The organism is Mesosutterella multiformis (assembly GCF_003402575.1).
Taxonomy (GTDB): domain Bacteria; phylum Pseudomonadota; class Gammaproteobacteria; order Burkholderiales; family Burkholderiaceae_F; genus Mesosutterella; species Mesosutterella multiformis.
Genome location: NZ_BGZJ01000002.1, coordinates 362,686 through 380,161 on the forward strand (window position 1 = coordinate 362,686; position 17,476 = coordinate 380,161).

General features: G+C 50.6%; 13 protein-coding genes. 7 read left to right on the forward strand and 6 right to left on the reverse strand.

Annotated features, from left to right (window positions below; translation table 11 throughout):
• The first annotated feature begins 31 nt into the window (after positions 1-31).
• Positions 32-2,233, forward strand: a complete 2,202-nt coding sequence (gene recD2, locus M4NBBH2_RS10250; protein ID WP_116270880.1) for an SF1B family DNA helicase RecD2 — start codon at positions 32-34, stop codon at positions 2,231-2,233.
• Between the two features lie 414 nt (positions 2,234-2,647).
• Here the strand turns inward: recD2 and M4NBBH2_RS11825 are convergent, their stop codons facing one another.
• The 3 genes from M4NBBH2_RS11825 to M4NBBH2_RS10265 form a co-directional block, all read right to left on the reverse strand.
• A complete protein-coding gene (locus M4NBBH2_RS11825) occupies positions 2,648-2,824 on the reverse strand; it encodes a hypothetical protein (RefSeq protein WP_160117780.1) in 177 nt (58 codons plus the stop codon).
• Positions 2,825-3,083: 259 nt separating this feature from the next.
• Positions 3,084-3,632, reverse strand: a complete 549-nt coding sequence (locus M4NBBH2_RS10260) for a restriction endonuclease subunit S (RefSeq protein ID WP_116270882.1) — start codon at positions 3,630-3,632, stop codon at positions 3,084-3,086.
• Positions 3,633-3,869: 237 nt separating this feature from the next.
• Positions 3,870-5,522 (reverse strand): IS1634 family transposase, encoded by a 1,653-nt coding sequence (locus tag M4NBBH2_RS10265; protein WP_116270883.1) that lies wholly within the window; start codon positions 5,520-5,522, stop codon positions 3,870-3,872.
• Positions 5,523-5,957: 435 nt separating this feature from the next.
• Between M4NBBH2_RS10265 and M4NBBH2_RS10270 the strand changes: the two genes are divergently transcribed.
• Both M4NBBH2_RS10270 and M4NBBH2_RS10275 read left to right on the forward strand, forming a co-directional pair.
• The gene (locus M4NBBH2_RS10270) at positions 5,958-8,507 is read left to right on the forward strand and encodes a type I restriction-modification system subunit M (protein ID WP_116270884.1); all 2,550 of its coding nucleotides are present in this window, start codon (positions 5,958-5,960) and stop codon (positions 8,505-8,507) included.
• 2 nt (positions 8,508-8,509) lie between these two features.
• On the forward strand, positions 8,510-9,064 hold the full coding sequence (locus M4NBBH2_RS10275; RefSeq protein ID WP_116270885.1) for a restriction endonuclease subunit S: 555 nt from the start codon (positions 8,510-8,512) through the stop codon (positions 9,062-9,064).
• 4 nt (positions 9,065-9,068) lie between these two features.
• On the opposite strand, the gene M4NBBH2_RS10280 is transcribed toward M4NBBH2_RS10275, so the two are convergent.
• A complete protein-coding gene (locus M4NBBH2_RS10280; RefSeq protein WP_116269340.1) occupies positions 9,069-10,070 on the reverse strand; it encodes an IS30 family transposase in 1,002 nt (333 codons plus the stop codon).
• Between the two features lie 615 nt (positions 10,071-10,685).
• Between M4NBBH2_RS10280 and M4NBBH2_RS10285 the strand changes: the two genes are divergently transcribed.
• The 4 genes from M4NBBH2_RS10285 to M4NBBH2_RS10305 all read left to right on the forward strand — a co-directional run bounded on the left by M4NBBH2_RS10285 (position 10,686) and on the right by M4NBBH2_RS10305 (position 15,795).
• Positions 10,686-13,241, forward strand: coding sequence for a type I restriction-modification system subunit M (locus M4NBBH2_RS10285; RefSeq protein ID WP_116270886.1), 2,556 nt, complete (start codon positions 10,686-10,688; stop codon positions 13,239-13,241).
• Between the two features lie 192 nt (positions 13,242-13,433).
• Entirely contained in the window at positions 13,434-13,955 is a 522-nt protein-coding gene (locus M4NBBH2_RS10295; RefSeq protein WP_116269329.1) for a hypothetical protein, read from the forward strand.
• Positions 13,955-15,025 carry an IS3 family transposase gene (locus M4NBBH2_RS10300; RefSeq protein WP_238691418.1) on the forward strand — a complete coding sequence of 357 codons (1,071 nt, stop codon included), beginning with the start codon at positions 13,955-13,957 and terminating at the stop codon, positions 15,023-15,025. Before M4NBBH2_RS10295 ends, M4NBBH2_RS10300 begins: the two co-directional genes overlap by 1 nt.
• Positions 15,026-15,102: 77 nt before the next feature.
• Positions 15,103-15,795, forward strand: coding sequence for a restriction endonuclease subunit S (locus M4NBBH2_RS10305; RefSeq protein ID WP_116270889.1), 693 nt, complete (start codon positions 15,103-15,105; stop codon positions 15,793-15,795).
• A 45-nt stretch (positions 15,796-15,840) separates the two neighbouring features.
• Here M4NBBH2_RS10305 and M4NBBH2_RS10310 read toward each other — a convergent pair whose 3' ends face one another.
• Positions 15,841-16,932: an IS3 family transposase gene (locus tag M4NBBH2_RS10310; protein ID WP_116269330.1), complete on the reverse strand. Its 1,092-nt coding sequence runs from the start codon at positions 16,930-16,932 to the stop codon at positions 15,841-15,843.
• Positions 16,911-17,432 carry a hypothetical protein gene (locus M4NBBH2_RS10315; protein ID WP_116269329.1) on the reverse strand — a complete coding sequence of 174 codons (522 nt, stop codon included), beginning with the start codon at positions 17,430-17,432 and terminating at the stop codon, positions 16,911-16,913. The genes M4NBBH2_RS10310 and M4NBBH2_RS10315 overlap by 22 nt, the downstream gene beginning before the upstream one ends.
• Between the last annotated feature and the right edge of the window lie 44 nt (positions 17,433-17,476).

Below are 17,476 nucleotides of genomic sequence, written 5' to 3' on the forward strand. Positions count from 1 at the left end.
CGCCAGGGATCTCAAAAACTGACTGCCTCCTATGCCTGCCCCTGAAACAATAGAGAACAAACAGCCGCTTGATAAACTGAGCGGCCTCGTTGAGCGGGTGACATTTCACAGTGAAACGAATGGCTATGCGGTGCTTCGCCTCAAGGTTCGGGGTGAGCGGGATCTCGTTACCGTCATCGGCCACACTCCGTCAGTCACCCCCGGCGAATACGCGTCCTCGCTTGGCCGCTGGATCATGGATAAGGAGTACGGGCGGCAGTTTCGGGCGGAGTTTCTGAGTATCCATCCGCCCACCACGCTTCAGGGGATTGAGAAATACCTTGGCTCCGGCATGGTGAAGGGGATCGGCCCCTGGTGCGCGAAGAGTCTCGTCGGCGCCTTCGGTATGGATGTCTTTAAAGTCATTGAGGAAGAGCCCGAGCGGATGAAAGAGATCCGCGGGATCGGCCCCAAGCGGATCCGGAAAATCACGTCCGGCTGGGCAGACCAGAAAGTAATCCGCGAAATCATGGTCTTTCTTCATAGCCACGGGGTCAGCACGTCAAAATCCGTCCGCATCTATAAGAAGTACGGGAAGGACGCGGTGAAAATCGTGACCGAGAACCCGTACCGTCTCGCGAAAGATATCCGGGGTGTCGGGTTCAAGTCCGCGGACACGATCGCGCAGCATGTCGGAATCGAGAAGACGTCCCCGATCCGAGCCCGCGCGGGGGTGTCCTATACGCTCTCCGAAGCGTCCGGAAATCAGGGGCACTGCGCGCTCACCCGTTCTGAGCTGATCAGAACCGCTTCTGAATTATTAGAGATCCCGGCCACCATCATTACTGACGCGATCACGCACGAGATCGAAGCGGGGGAACTGACTGAAGCGGACTTCCCTGAGCCTCAAAGCGTCTACCTCACGCCGCTCTATCTCTCGGAAAAAAGTATCGGTGAGCGGCTGATCACGCTGTCACGCACGCTTCCCCCGTGGCCCGCGATTGATCCGGGAAAAGCGGCTCCCTGGGCCGAAAAGAAACTCGGGCTCACGCTTGCCGAAAGCCAGCGGACCGCGGTCGCCTCCGCGCTCACCTCCAAAGTGATGGTGATCACAGGCGGCCCCGGTGTCGGAAAAACGACAATCGTAAAGGCGATTCTCACGATCCTCCGCGCGAAAGGGGTCCGCATCGCGCTCTGCGCGCCGACCGGCCGCGCGGCGAAGCGTCTCGCGGAGACGTCCGGAATGGAAGCTAAAACAATCCACCGGCTCCTTGAAATCGATCCCGCCTCGATGGAATTTAAGAGAAATGAGGAGAATCCGCTTGAATGCGATCTCCTCGTCGCGGACGAATGCTCGATGATTGATATTCCGCTCGCGAATAATCTCATCAAGGCTATCTCACCCCGGACCGCCGTGATTTTCGTGGGGGACGTGGATCAGCTGCCGTCAGTCGGCCCCGGGGCGTTTCTCGCTGACCTGATCGGCTCCGGAACGGTTCCGGTGATCCGGCTGACTGAAGTCTTCCGGCAGGCGGCCGAATCCTGGATCATCAAGGCAGCGCACCGGATCAACGCGGGACTGATGCCGGAATTCCCCACGAAAGGCGTGAAAGGCGACTGCTACTTTGTGACCGTTGAGGAAACTGACCGGATGCCCGCGGTGCTCACAGACCTCGTGAAGAACCGTCTCCCGAAGGCCTATGGCGTGAACCCCATCCAGGATATTCAGGTACTCTGCCCGATGAACCGCGGGAACGCCGGCGCCCGGGCGCTGAACGAAGTGCTGCAGCTCGCGCTCAACCCGCCTGGGGAAGTGTCGATCGAGAAGTTCGGGACGACCTTTTCCGTTGGCGACAAAGTGATGCAGATCGAGAATAACTATGACCGCGATGTGTTTAATGGCGACATCGGGTTTGTGACGCGCTTTGACCCCGAAGAGGAAGAACTGACCGTGAATTTTGACGGGCGTGACGTCATCTATCCCTACGGGGAACTCGACGAACTCGTGCTCTGCTACGCGACCACGATTCATAAGTCCCAGGGGAGTGAGTACCCGATTGTGGTGCTCCCGATCACGATGCAGCACTACGTGATGCTGAAGCGGAATCTGATCTATACCGGGGTGACGCGCGGGAAGAGGCTCGTCGTAATGGTGGGGCAGAAGAAGGCGCTCGCGATGGCGGTCCGCGGTAAACAGACACTCAGGCGGCATACCGGGCTCAAGTACTGGCTTCAGATGGCGGATCAGCCCTGAGGCTTCCTTTTCTTTCGGTTTGCATAAGACGCTAGGATCTCGTCCGTAATCAATCCTGAAACCCGCCCCGCAGACCGCTTTGTCTCATGAAAGACCGGAAAAGGCCGGCAGTGGGAGATCCTGAGGGAAACGGACTTCCCGTTTAAGCCTTCGGGATCAGCGATGGAATCTCCGCGCAATCCTGATCTCAAAGCCTCTTAATGACGGAATCGAGGCTTCCTGATTGACGGTTTTGAGTTGACGCTTTCGGAAGAGCATTGCTTCCGCGAAATGAATCGCCTTGACAGAATGACAGACGCCAATTGAAGCGGTATCGTTAATCGCTTCAGTAAATTCCAGCGGGGGTATGGCAAAGATAAACAAAGAGCCGCTTTTCAGCGGCTCGTCAGTATTTCAGTGAGTCTTGAGGCTGATTTAATCGTCAGTTTTTACAGGCTTTGCCTTCTCCTCCGTCTTGGCGCTCTTCTTGGCAGAGTCGTCGGAGGCGGGGCGAGGTCGATGCGCGCCAAGACCCCAGGCGCTGCCGCCCCAGGCCATCATGCTTTTCTGCAGTTCTTCAAGTTCTTCAGGGGTTGCCTTTCTTGTTGCCATACCTGTTCTCCCAATCCCTTATCAAGGGAACGTAAGGATTTCAATATCGCTGTAAAACCGCACAGCCATTCTGGCAAGTGGGAACGAAATCGTCAAGGGATACCACTTTATGAGTTATGAAAACCTAGACATAGGAAAACCGGCTTATCCATTTTTTCCCGGACGTTTCGGTATCTCTTTGATTGTTTAAAAGGGAGCTGGTCCGCGCGACTCGGCTCTGGTTAGCCACGTGATGCGTGGATCGGTCGAAGATGAAGATTTACCCGGGAAGATTTGACCCCGCTGACTGACGCTGATGAAGGGTAAGAAGAGAATCAATTTTGCTGAAGAACTTTCCAATAGCCTCCTGTTCCTGACATCCAGGAATATAAATATTTTTCCCAAGAAGCTCTTCTTTAGTAATTCCCTTAATTGAAGTACCCTGAACAGCATTTAGATCTTTCTGTAATCTTCTATACAACTGATAAGATGTGAATTTAACGTCAGTGTTTAGATTGCTTAAGGAAAGAAAATCCTGACTCGTAGTGTATGGAAAGCTCATCACTGCAAGCTTTCCAACCCCGACTCGCGTGATAACAGCAATGGAGTTTTCAGGAATTATTTTTACCGAGGAATTCGCTACTGCCGCATGCGAAATAAACTTTCTTGGGTGCACCCTAAAAAGGTTATGTTCTGACAAATCAGACGACTGAATCCAAGGGATTGAACCTTCCCAAAATTCAGGGTTAGACGTCAAGGGCGTGCCACCGCCATATGTATTCGCGGCTAAATCTTTGACTTTTCGCTGTTCCCAAGCGTGTGATTTCATGCGCTTGTTCCCTCCAGGAACCAGGCAAAGTGCAGGGGATTGATGAAAGAAACGAGCAAAAATCACAAAAATTATCCCTCTGTCACTGGCACGCTATCCTCCATGCACTCGATCTGGGTCACTTTCGCTCCGTAAAAAACGCAAAAAGTCTCCTCTGACCCATTAAGATAAGCACTTGCTCGCAGCGCCGATGAGATGCTTCCGCTCAGAGTGAGCGTTAAAACCTGAATTCCCGATTTACTTATACATAGCGGGATTCAGGAGGCAGTTTTCCAGTCCGAGTCGCTCAAAAACGAGTCTGTGGCGACCTAAAATTTCCCCGAGCCAAACTTTTCCTATTGATGAGCTATAGAAACGGATCTGCCCCACATCTTCCAGCAGCTCCATGAGAGAATATTCGTCAAGCAGAGGTGCATAGGATTTCTTCCCTATTTTCACTTCAACACTCATGGCTTTGATGAGCCAGGAAACAATTGTGGCAGCGATGAAGGCTAACAAGAGACGTCCATTAACAGAAACGTCGGAGTGTCCCCTTGTAGTTGTAAAACCAACATCAGTCTTGATAACCCCAAAGCATTTCTCGATGCAGTCGCGCGTTCTGTAGATCTCCAGGATTTCTTTCGACTCAAGTTTTCGATCGCTGATCATTGAAAAGAATCCCATGTATCTGACCTTTTCATTGACAGCATCATTGTTTCTGATCAGAGGCTTTTTACCGGGTTCACTATCAGGTGTTTCATAGAATCTCAAAAGTTTGGAATCAGGGCTGGCTAACCCGTTAATCCAGTCTTCTTCAAAGGTTACCAAATCAGATAAAAATTTATCCTGCTCATTATTTGCAACTGCAAGACTGTAATAGATGTACACCCAAACACTACATGATTTTGGGTCCTCTTTCGTGCCTGGTATTGTGACCTGGGTTTGAACAGCGGTCAGGTTGTGACCGCGAACGTTGTTCGTCATATCCCAGAAAGCGGGAAGATTATCTTCGATGGCGTCCCTGATGAAGGAGTGATCAGTTTTGGCAGCCATGATGAAGTGATGCTTGTTCTTGCAGAGCAGCCGAAGATTCTCACGGCTGCAATAGCCCCGATCAAAAATTGAGATAATTTTTTTACTGACTCCGATGTTTTCCCATCGAGTCAGAAGGTCATGCATAGTGACTATATCTGGCACGTTTCCGGCGAATCGCCTGAACATCAGGGGAACACCAGAATTATGACCGTAGAGGAGCGCCAAACCAATCTGGTTTTCGTAGCCTCCGCGTTTACTAATTCCTTTTCGTACATCTGTCAGAGATCGGCTTTCAGACGCGATTCGTGTGCTGTCGAATGATAAATATTCTGTTTCAGGAAGACGCTTGGCCCGAAGAGCAAAGAGCCGATTTAATGAAGCTGTATCTGAGCCAATATCCTGCGATAACTCACTTAGTCTTTGAGACTCGATATTGTCTGGAAGACCGGCTGGCAAGGCGTTAGTATCAGAAAAAATCTTGAATCTATGCTGTGAAGTAGTGTTTTTGATGATTTGATATGCCGCCAGGCTTACCATCATGGCGGCCTTCCCCTCACCATAAACTTTCTTCAAATCATCAGTTAAACCCGAGGTTTCTGCTGCTTGAGTAAGGAGTGCGGTTGTTCCGAACGTTTTGTCATGATCAAATTTCTGACGCTTATCAGTGGTCTTTTTGACACGGGTCAGCTTCAGCTCTGCCGCATAAGCTGCGTTCGGAACAAATTTTCCATCAACAAGCTTGCCAATATATCGCCTTTTTTGTTGGCCCCGCTTTTTTTCTTTATCCCACCAATACTTATGGATTGCAACGTACTCTGTGTCTTTGATTCGGACAATACGCGCATCTTCGGGAAGGATCGGATTGTGATCAGTCATATCGCAAGGGCTGCAAAAGAGATTATATATGTCTATATTATACGTATGTTTTACCTATAAATCAACCCTTTTTTTAAATTTTCTATTTGGAAAATCAATAGACTTTTGTTAAAAAATACAGCTAACAGAGCGGGAATTTAGGTTAAAAGTCAGGCAGATGTTCTGTAACCGCATCTGACGGCACAAAAAAGAAGCCGGCAGCATTTCGAAATAACGATCTATCTCCCGTTGGTACTGCGATTAAAAAGATTTTTAGTTTCACCAGGTATGTAATAACATATCGCGTAACGCGCTTGGAATATCCCTCAGGAAAAACGTTTTCTCGGGGCAAGCGACAGCGCAGGGCAGGGGCTGAAAAGAGAAGCCAAGAGTCTGAACCGGCTCTCGGTTTTTTCGGCCTCTCAGACAAGATTCAGCAATCGGAGCAAGAGCAGCATGAATAAGCAGGCACTGGCAGCAAAAATCTGGGAATCCGCTAACCGCATGCGGTCGAAGATCGAAGCAAACGAATACAAGGACTACATCCTTGGCTTCATCTTCTATAAGTTCCTGTCAGACAACGAAGTCCGGTACCTGAAGTCCATCGACTGGACGGATGAGTTTCTGCCTGAGGTGACCGAAGAAGACAAAGAAACGGTCACGAACGTCCAGCAGAATCTCGGCTACTTCATCAGCTACGACAACCTCTTCTCGACCTGGCTGAAGAAGGGCGCCGATTTCTCGGTGAGCAACGTGACAGACGCTCTGGCTGCGTTTAACCGTCTGATCAACCCGTACCATAAGCGCGTTTACGACAAGATTTTCAACACGCTGGAAACAGGCCTCTCGAAACTCGGCGAAAACACTGGTGCCCAGTCTAAGGCGATCAGAAGCCTCATCGATCTGATCAAAGATATTCCGATGGACGGGAAGCAGGACTACGACGTCCTCGGCTTCATTTATGAATACCTGATCAGCAACTTCGCGGCGAACGCTGGCAAGAAGGCCGGCGAATTCTATACGCCGCATGAAGTGTCGCTTCTGATGTCAGAAATCATTGCCCGCCATCTGAAAGATCGTGATCACATTGAGATCTATGACCCGACGAGCGGCTCCGGCTCACTTCTCATCAATATCGGTCACTGCGCGTCCAAATATATCGGTAAAGATAACTGCGTTAAGTACTACGCTCAGGAACTGAAGCAGAACACGTATAACCTCACGCGAATGAACCTCATCATGCGAGGGATTCTTGCGGCGAACATCGTAACGCGAAACGGCGACACGCTGGAAGAAGACTGGCCGTACTTCGAGGATGAGGATCACGATGCTACTTATAAGCGGCTTTATGTCGACGCAGTCGTGTCAAATCCCCCGTACTCTCAGGTCTGGGATCCCACGGGAAAGGAAACCGATACCCGATTTGCGGGCTACGGTCTCGCTCCGAAGAGCAAGGCGGACTACGCGTTCCTCCTTCATGACCTCTATCACCTGAAGTCTGACGGCATCATGGCGATCGTTCTCCCGCACGGCGTGCTGTTCCGCGGCGGTGAAGAGGGCACCATTCGTAAGAACCTGATTGACCAGAACAACATCGATACGATCATTGGACTGCCGGCCAACATTTTCTTTGGCACCGGCATTCCGACGATCATCATGATTCTCCGAAAGAATCGCGTGAACGATGACGTGCTGATCATCGACGCCTCAAAGGGCTTCGAGAAAGAGGGTAAAAGCAACAAGCTCCGGGCCTGCGATATCAAGAAGATCGTGGATACGGTCGCTGCCCGGCAGACGGTTGATAACTTCTCGAAGGTGGTGTCCCGTCAGGAAATCCGCGATAACGACTACAACCTCAATATTCCGCGTTACGTCGATACATCTGAGAAGCCTGAGAACTGGGATATCTACGCCTCTATGTTCGGCGGCATTCCGGCGGATGAACTGAACGCGTTCCAGAAGTACTGGGACGCTTTCCCGGCTCTGAAGACCTCGCTCTTCACGACTGAAAACGGCGCCTACTATCAGCCGTCCGCGTCTGACCTCCACAGCGCGCTGCTGAAAGACCCCGATGTGCAGGACTGGCAGAAACAGTATCAGGGGATTCTGCAGTCTTTTGACTCTTTCCTCTCAAAAGAGCTGATTGACCAGATGATGTCGGTTCCTCTCGCGAAGGAAGAGGATGTCCTCAGCGCTGAACTCTTTCATTCCATGAAGGGACTTCCGATTCTCGACCCCTACCAGTCCTATCAGTATCTCGATACCGCCTGGAGAAAGATCAGCCAGGATCTTGAAGTGATCCAGACGGAAGGTCAGGACATCATCAGGCAGGTTGATGTTCTGACGGAAACGAAATCGAAGGGCGGCAAGTCGTCCTTTGAGTGGGGCGGCCGTGTCCTGCCGTTCGATCTGGTGCAGAACGCGCTCCTTACAGACGAGGTGAAGGCACTGCAGGAAGGGGAAGACCGGCTGCAGGAAATCGGTTCATCGCTCGAATCCCTTCTTGATGATCTCGATGAAGACGTCAAGGAAGGCGCCGACTTTCTGAATGACGCCAAGGATAGCTTTGTCGCCCCCGCGGTTGATAAGACGCTGAAGGCAAAAGCGGCTTCGGACGAAACGCTCTCTATTCTCAAGAACGTGAAGAAACTCTTCACGGAAGAAAAGGCGCTGAAGAAAGACCTGAAGAAGGGGAAGGAAGACCTCGAAGCCAAGACGAAGGAAGTGATCGAGCATCTTTCTGAAGATGAGGCCAAAGCACTCGTTAAGCAGAAGTGGGTTGACGCGCTTCTTAAGGAACTCGCTCAACAGCAGACCGATCAGCTCGAAGATTTTGGAAAGAAGCTCGAAGCTCTCACCGAGAAGTACTCCATCACGCTTTCGGATCTCGGAGAGGAGATTCAGCAGACCGAAAAAGAGCTGCAGGGAATGCTGGACGACCTGACTGGCAGCGAATTTGATGAAAAGGGCATCGCTGAGTTCAAGAAACTGCTGGGAGAGGCTTAAAAATGCAGGAAAAAGCAAAAGAACCTGAGATCCGTTTTGCTGGATTTACTGGCGCTTGGGAACAGCGGGAACTTGGAGAAATTTCTGAAATTAAAACAGGTCCCTTTGGCAGTTCATTGCATGCAAGCGATTATGTTGCTGATGGTGTTCCCATCATCACGACTGAGCATTTCAAGTTTGGCAGTATTGAAAAAAACAAGTATTTGATACCGATGGTTTCCGATACTGATCACTCAAGGCTCATCGCCTATTCACTGAAAACTGGAGATATAGTTTTTTCACGCGTGGGTTCTGTGGATATCAATGCGTTGGTTGAACCAGAAAGCGATGGATGGCTTTTTTCTGGTCGTGTTTTACGAGTTAGAAGTAGTGAAAAATACGATAGTGGTTTTCTTCACAATTTATTAGAAACTGACGATGTACGAAATGACATAAGGAATCGAGCGGTAGGTCAGACAATGCCGTCGATCAACACACAAATCCTCAGTGCTACAGAATTAACAATACCGTCATCGAAGCGAGAACAACAACGTATTGGGAACTTTTTTAAAGGGTGAATTATCAAATCAAGTGCAAAGTTACTGAATAAAAGACTTCAGCCGGACACTTCCAATTGAGACGTTTTCTGGGTCTGAAATTCAGAGCATTGAACCGTTTCTGAACTTCTGCCTGAGAAATTTTATCGATACTCATTCCTTTTGGGAAAAAGTCTCTAAGAAGTCCGTTTGTATTTTCATTACTTCCTTTCTCCCATGGATGATGAGGCAAGCAGAAATACACTTTGGTTCTGAGATCTTTCTCCAGTTTTTCAGCCCAGGAAAATTCTTTTCCGCGATCTACGGTAATCGTACGCAGATCCTTATCTGACAGAGATTTCTCAATTACGGCAGACACATCGGCCGCAGTCTTGGAAGCGGTTTTCCCGCCACAGAGAAAGCCGGACTTCCTATCGACCAGAGTCGTGAGGCAGGCTCCGCCCTTTTTTCCGATGACGGTATCGCCTTCCCAATCCCCCAGGCGAGATCTGTTCTGAGCTTCCAGGGGTCGCTCTTCAATGCTGTGAGTGATCTGGATCTTTCCTCGCCTCTCGGTCATGCCTTTACGGTGACGCGTTTTACCGTGGTGTCGCAGGTGTCGGGACATCTTTCGGCCATCCACAAAGCGATCCAGAAAGCCAGAATTGATTCCTCGGTAGATTGTCGTGGCGCTGATCCTTAGATTCGGCAGCTCCTTTCTGAGACGGTATTGAATCTGCTCCGGAGACCAGAATTTCTTAACCAGCAGATTTGAGACAATCCTTGTCAGCAACGAGTCAGACTTCAGAATGTTTCTCTTTCCGCAATGCTTTCTCTGTCTCTGATATCGGGCCTGCGCGGCACAGGGATCATAGGCAGCTGAAGCCCCATCCTGGGCCGATACAGCCTTGTTTCGCTTCAGTTCGCGGGAGATCGTAGAAACATTTTTCCCAATCGCACATGCAATTTCAGACAGGGATTTGCCTGAAATCGTTAAAGCCGAAATAAATACTCTGTCCCGAAGAGTAAGATGATGATAGTGGCTCATGAGCTCCCTCTATAGTTATCTTGACAATCTCTATTATGGAAGCTTTATGGGCCACTATTCTTTTCTCAGGCTTTGCACTTGAAGTGATAATTCGCCAGAAAAAGAATCCGCTCAGGGTTCAGAAAACAAAAAGATTGACGGCAGGGTCTTGAAATCCGAAACAGGAGAGAGGCTAAAAACAGCATCCCTCCGCATAATTTCCGCCAGCATCCTATGCTGGGTCACTTTCGCTCCGTAAAAAACGCAAAAAATCCCCTCCGACCCATTAAGATAAGCACTTGTTCGCAGCGCCGAAGAGATGCTTCCGCTCAGTGTGAGCGTCGTAAGTCAGGCAGATGGTCAGGAACCGGATCTGATGGCACAAAAACGAAGCCAACATCATTTCGAAATAACGATCAATCTCCCGTTGGTACTGCGATTAAAAAAGATTTCTAGTTTCACCAGGTATGTAATAACATATCGCGTAAACGCGCTTGAAATACCCCTCCAGAAATACGCTTTCTCGGGGTCAGCGACAGCGCAGGGCAGAGGCTGAAAAGATCGGCCAGGAGCCTGATTTGGCTCTTGTTTTTCTCAGCCTCTCAGACAAGATTCATCAATCGGAGCAAGAGCAGCATGAATAAGCAGGCACTGGCAGCAAAAATCTGGGAATTCGCTAACCGTATGCGGTCGAAGATCGAAGCGAACGAATACAAGGACTACATCCTTGGCTTCATCTTCTATAAGTTCCTGTCAGACAATGAAGTCCGGTACCTGAAGTCGATCGACTGGACGGATGAGTTCCTGCCTGAGGTGACCGAAGATGACAAAGAAACGGTCAAGAATGTCCAGCAGAATCTCGGCTACTTCATCAGCTACAACAATCTCTTCTCGACCTGGCTGAAGAAGGGCGCCGATTTCACGGTAAGCGACGTGACGGACGCTCTTGGCGCTTTTAACCGCCTGATCAACCCGTACCATAAGCGCGTTTACGACAAGATTTTCAATACGCTGGAGACAGGGATCTCAAAGCTCGGCGATGGCAAAGGCGCCGCATCCCAAACCAAGGCCATTCGTGAGCTTATCGACCTGATCAAAGATATCCCGATGGACGGGAAGCAGGATTACGACGTCCTCGGCTTTATTTATGAATACCTGATCAGCAACTTCGCCGCGAACGCGGGCAAGAAGGCCGGCGAATTCTATACGCCGCACGAAGTGTCGCTTCTGATGTCGGAAATCATCGCCCGTCATCTGAAAGATCGTGATCACATTGAGATCTATGACCCGACGAGCGGCTCTGGCTCTCTCCTTATCAATATCGGCCACTGCGCCACGAAATATATCGGTAAGGAAAACTGCGTGAAGTACTACGCCCAGGAACTGAAGCAGAACACGTATAACCTCACGCGTATGAACCTCATCATGCGTGGGATCCTCGCGGCGAACATCGTGACGCGAAACGGCGACACGCTGGAAGACGACTGGCCGTACTTTGAGGATGAGGATCCTGACGCCACTTATAAGCGTCTGTATGTCGACGCGGTCGTGTCGAACCCTCCGTACTCCCAGGTCTGGGATCCGACGGGGAAGGAAACCGATCCTCGCTTCGCGTCATACGGGCTGGCGCCTAAGAGCAAGGCGGACTACGCCTTCCTCCTTCACGATCTCTATCACCTGAAGTCTGACGGCATCATGGCGATTGTTCTCCCGCACGGCGTGCTGTTCCGCGGCGGTGAAGAGGGCACGATCCGAAAGAATCTGATCGACCAGAACAACATCGATACGATCATTGGGCTGCCGGCCAACATTTTCTTTGGCACCGGCATCCCGACGATCATCATGATTCTGAGAAAGAATCGTACTAATGACGACGTGCTGATCATCGACGCGTCGAAGGGCTTTGAGAAAGAAGGGAAGAGTAATAAGCTCCGGGCCTGCGATATCAAGAAGATTGTGGATACGGTCTCTGCCCGGAAGACGGTTGAAAACTTCTCAAAGGTCGTGTCACGTCAGGAAATCCGCGATAACGACTACAACCTCAATATTCCGCGTTACGTCGATACGTCTGAAAAACCGGAGAACTGGGATATCTACGCCTCCATGTTCGGCGGAATTCCGGCAAATGAACTGAACGCCTTCCAGAAATACTGGGATGCCTTCCCGGCTCTGAAGTCCTCACTCTTCACAACAGAAAACGGCGCCTACTATCAGCCGTCAGTGTCTGATCTCCACAGCGCGCTGCTTCAGGATCCGGATGTGCAAGACTGGCAGAAGCAGTATCAGGGCATTCTGAAGTCTTTTGACTCTTTCTTGTCGAAAGAGCTGATTGACCAGATGATGACTGTGCCTCTCGCGAAGGAAGAGGACGTTCTGAGCGCTGAACTCTTCAATTCAATGAAGGGACTCCCGATTCTCGACCCCTACCAGTCCTATCAGTACCTCGATACCGCCTGGAGGAAGATCAGCCAGGATCTCGAAGTGATTCAGACGGAAGGTCCGGACATCATCAGGAAGGTTGATGTTCTGACAGAGACGAAATCGAAGGGCGGCAAGTCGTCCTTTGAGTGGGGCGGCCGTGTCCTGCCGTTCGATCTGGTGCAGAACGCTCTTCTCACGGATAAGGTTCAGGCTCTGCAGGAAGGGGAAGACCGTCTGCAGGAAATAGGTTCGTCTCTTGAATCCTCCCTCGACGATCTCGATGAGGACGTTAAGGAAGGCGCCGACTTCCTGAATGACGCCAAGGATAGCTTTGTCCCCGCGGCAGTTGAGAAGACCTTGAAGGCCAAAGCCGCGTCCGATGAAACGCTCGTCGTTCTTAAAAATGTGAAGAAGCTCTTCACAGAAGAAAAGGCGCTGAAGAAAGACCTGAAGAAGGGTAAGGAAGACCTCGAAGTTAAGACGAAGGAAGTCATTGAGCATCTCTCTGACGATGAGGCCAAGGCGCTCGTAAAGCAAAAGTGGGTTAACGCGCTTCTGAAGGAACTCGCGCAGCAGCAGTCTGATCAGCTCGAAGATTTTGGGAAGAAGCTTGAAGCGCTCACCCAAAAGTATTCGATCACGCTCTCTGATCTCGGGGAGCAGATTCAGACGACTGAGAAAGAACTCCAAGGAATGCTTGATGAGCTGACTGGCAGCGAATTTGACGAAAAGGGCATCGCTGAGTTCAAGAAACTGCTGGGAGAGGCCTAAAAATGCAGGAAAAAGCTAAAGAACCTGAGATCCGTTTTGCCGGATTTACTGGCGCTTGGGAACAGCGGAAGCTAGGAGCGATAGTTCAAATTACGATGGGACAGTCACCGGACGGGAGCACTTATTCGGATACTCCATTATCTGTCAAAATAACTTTCGCCACTCTTTCAGTCTTACATGGAGTGGTAAAACATGCGATATTCGCAGGAGTTTATAGATAACCTCGTGGCCCGCATTCTGAGCAAAGAGCTTCGAATCTCTGAAGCCTCCGTTCAGTACTCGATAGGCAAATCAACAATCAGGTACTGGCTCGAGAAGGCAAAAGAGAAATCAGACTGCGTCACGCTGCCTAACACAGGAATTTCCAAGCCCATGGCCGACCTTAAGCTTCCTAAGGGTGTGACCTACCTGCAAGCCCATACCGCTGTCAACGCCAAAGCATTCCTGAGCGAGACTGACTTCGGTCAATACTGCCGTAAACACGGCTATCTCGCATCCACTGTGGACGCCTGGGCCGAATGGTTCAGCAAACACCCGGATGCCGTAGACAAGAGACAGCATGAAGCCCAGGCTTCCGCTATTACCGAGCTCAAGAAGGAAAACGCAAGACAGGCTCAGGAAATTTCCAGAAAAGACAAAGCATTGGCTGATGCTGCGACGATGCTGATGCTGTCAAAAAAAGCCGAGGCGATCTGGGGGGAAAAGGAAAACTGATCAGTGCCCAGGATCGTCAGGAAATTATTTCACTGGTCGATTTCGGTCAATCGCTGGGACTGTCGCAGAGGCTGTCCTGCGAAGCAGTTGGAATTACTCCGCGTACATTGCAAAACTGGCGGCATGCCCCTGATGGCGATGGACGGCTCGACCGGAGCAATTTTACGAGCTCCCGGCAAATCCCGGAGGATTTGCGGGAGCAGATCGTGGAGCGATTCTGTCGGGAGGATGTGCGCGATCTCAGCCTGACGCAGGCTTTCTACAAGCTTCTGGATGAAAACAAGGAGTACTGGTGTTCTCTCTCTACGCTTTACCGTCTTTTCAGAGCGCGGGGATTGAACGCGCGCCGCGCTCCCACCCGGAAAGCCCGTCTCCGCAGCAGGCCGACCGCTTACAGCGCGGAGAAGCCTAATGAAGTATGGACCTGGGACATCACCTATCTTCGCTCCAGCACTTACACGGGCAGGTTCTACTACGCGTACGTCATTGTCGACGTCTATAGCCGTATGGTTGTGAGTGCCAGGGTGTTCGACGCAGACAATGCTGATTTTGCCGTGCGCTTTCTCGGAGATGCCTTCAGAAAATATGGAATCAGGCCCGGACAGCTTGTCGTGCATTCAGACAATGGCGCGAGCATGAAAGCCGCGCCCACTATGGCTTTGCTTGAGAAGAACGGAATTATCTTCTCGCACAGCCGTCCGCGAGTCAGTAACGACAACCCGTATTCTGAGTCCTTTTTCCGTACGCTTAAGTACAGCGGCGATTGCCTGTATCCCCGAGACGGCTTTAACAGCGTCGAGGAAGCTGAACAATGGGTGCAAAGTTTTGTGGAACATTACAACGAGCACCACAGACATCGCGGCATCCGAATGGTTACACCCAGACAGCGTTACCGCTGCGAAGATGCGGAGGTGCTGCGCCGACGCAGGGAAACGATGCTGGAGGCTCGCAGAAACCACCCGGAGCGCTGGATCGGCGATTCCGTGCTGAACTGCACTCCGATCGGCAGGGTATGGCTTAACCCCGAAAATGGACAGCTTGAGGAAAAGCGTTTGCCGGGGGCTGCTTGAACAAACACTGCAACCTATTTTTTTACGAACAATTTCGGCGAAAGATCATTTGACACTCACCGACTCCTGCTGACTATATTCTTGTCCAAGGAAACGCTGACTTAAAAAATGGCTGGGTTTGTCCAAGAGTTTGGACTACACAAAAAACAAAATTTGCCACAGCTGGCGATTTGATTATGAGTGTCCGAGCCCCAGCAGGATCGGTTGGGAAAACAGCTTACGATGTAGTGTTGGGGAGAGGTGTCGCTTCTTTAAAAGGTAATGAATTCATCTATCAATCATTAGTGAAGATGGATTTTGATGGCTACTGGAAAGCAGAATCGACAGGCTCAACTTTCGAATCCCTTAGTTCAGACAGCATTTCTACTGCTGAACTTTATTGTCCTTCTGAAGATGAGCAACATAAAATTGGCATTTTTTTAAGCCGTCTAGATTCCCTTCTTACCCTTCATCAGCGAAAGTATGAGAAGCTCCTGAACATCAAAAAATCGATGCTCGAAAAAATGTTTCCGAAAGAAGGTGAGGTTGTCCCTGAAATTCGATTCAAGGGATTTACTGGCGCTTGGGAACAGCGAAAATTCGGAGAAATGGCGAACAGGCGGTCAGAAGTTTCTGCCAGCGGGAACCTCCCTCGCGTCGAGTATGAAGATATCGTTTCCGGAACTGGAACATTAAATAAGGATGTTTTTGAAAAACAGAGTCAGAAACAGGGTATTGTTTTCCACTCGGGAGATGTCCTTTATGGCAAGTTGCCGGTGAGTGTCAAATGATCTTTCGCCGAAATTGTTCGTAAAAAAATAGGTTGCAGTGTTTGTTCAAGCAGCCCCCGGCAAACGCTTTTCCTCAAGCTGTCCATTTTCGGGGTTAAGCCATACCCTGCCGATCGGAGTGCAGTTCAGCACGGAATCGCCGATCCAGCGCTCCGGGTGGTTTCTGCGAGCCTCCAGCATCGTTTCCCTGCGTCGGCGCAGCACCTCCGCATCTTCGCAGCGGTAACGCTGTCCGGGTGTAACCATTCGGATGCCGCGATGTCTGTGGTGCTCGTTGTAATGTTCCACAAAACTTTGCACCCATTGTTCAGCTTCCTCGACGCTGTTAAAGCCGTCTCGGGGATACAGGCAATCGCCGCTGTACTTAAGCGTACGGAAAAAGGACTCAGAATACGGGTTGTCGTTACTGACTCGCGGACGGCTGTGCGAGAAGATAATTCCGTTCTTCTCAAGCAAAGCCATAGTGGGCGCGGCTTTCATGCTCGCGCCATTGTCTGAATGCACGACAAGCTGTCCGGGCCTGATTCCATATTTTCTGAAGGCATCTCCGAGAAAGCGCACGGCAAAATCAGCATTGTCTGCGTCGAACACCCTGGCACTCACAACCATACGGCTATAGACGTCGACAATGACGTACGCGTAGTAGAACCAGCCCGTGTAAGTGCTGGAGCGAAGATAGGTGATGTCCCAGGTCCATACTTCATTAGGCTTCTCCGCGCTGTAAGCGGTCGGCCTGCTGCGGAGACGGGCTTTCCGGGTGGGAGCGCGGCGCGCGTTCAATCCCCGCGCTCTGAAAAGACGGTAAAGCGTAGAGAGAGAACACCAGTACTCCTTGTTTTCATCCAGAAGCTTGTAGAAAGCCTGCGTCAGGCTGAGATCGCGCACATCCTCCCGACAGAATCGCTCCACGATCTGCTCCCGCAAATCCTCCGGGATTTGCCGGGAGCTCGTAAAATTGCTCCGGTCGAGCCGTCCATCGCCATCAGGGGCATGCCGCCAGTTTTGCAATGTACGCGGAGTAATTCCAACTGCTTCGCAGGACAGCCTCTGCGACAGTCCCAGCGATTGACCGAAATCGACCAGTGAAATAATTTCCTGACGATCCTGGGCACTGATCAGTTTTCCTTTTCCCCCCAGATCGCCTCGGCTTTTTTTGACAGCATCAGCATCGTCGCAGCATCAGCCAATGCTTTGTCTTTTCTGGAAATTTCCTGAGCCTGTCTTGCGTTTTCCTTCTTGAGCTCGGTAATAGCGGAAGCCTGGGCTTCATGCTGTCTCTTGTCTACGGCATCCGGGTGTTTGCTGAACCATTCGGCCCAGGCGTCCACAGTGGATGCGAGATAGCCGTGTTTACGGCAGTATTGACCGAAGTCAGTCTCGCTCAGGAATGCTTTGGCGTTGACAGCGGTATGGGCTTGCAGGTAGGTCACACCCTTAGGAAGCTTAAGGTCGGCCATGGGCTTGGAAATTCCTGTGTTAGGCAGCGTGACGCAGTCTGATTTCTCTTTTGCCTTCTCGAGCCAGTACCTGATTGTTGATTTGCCTATCGAGTACTGAACGGAGGCTTCAGAGATTCGAAGCTCTTTGCTCAGAATGCGGGCCACGAGGTTATCTATAAACTCCTGCGAATATCGCATGTTTTACCACTCCATGTAAGACTGAAAGAGTGGCGAAAGTTATT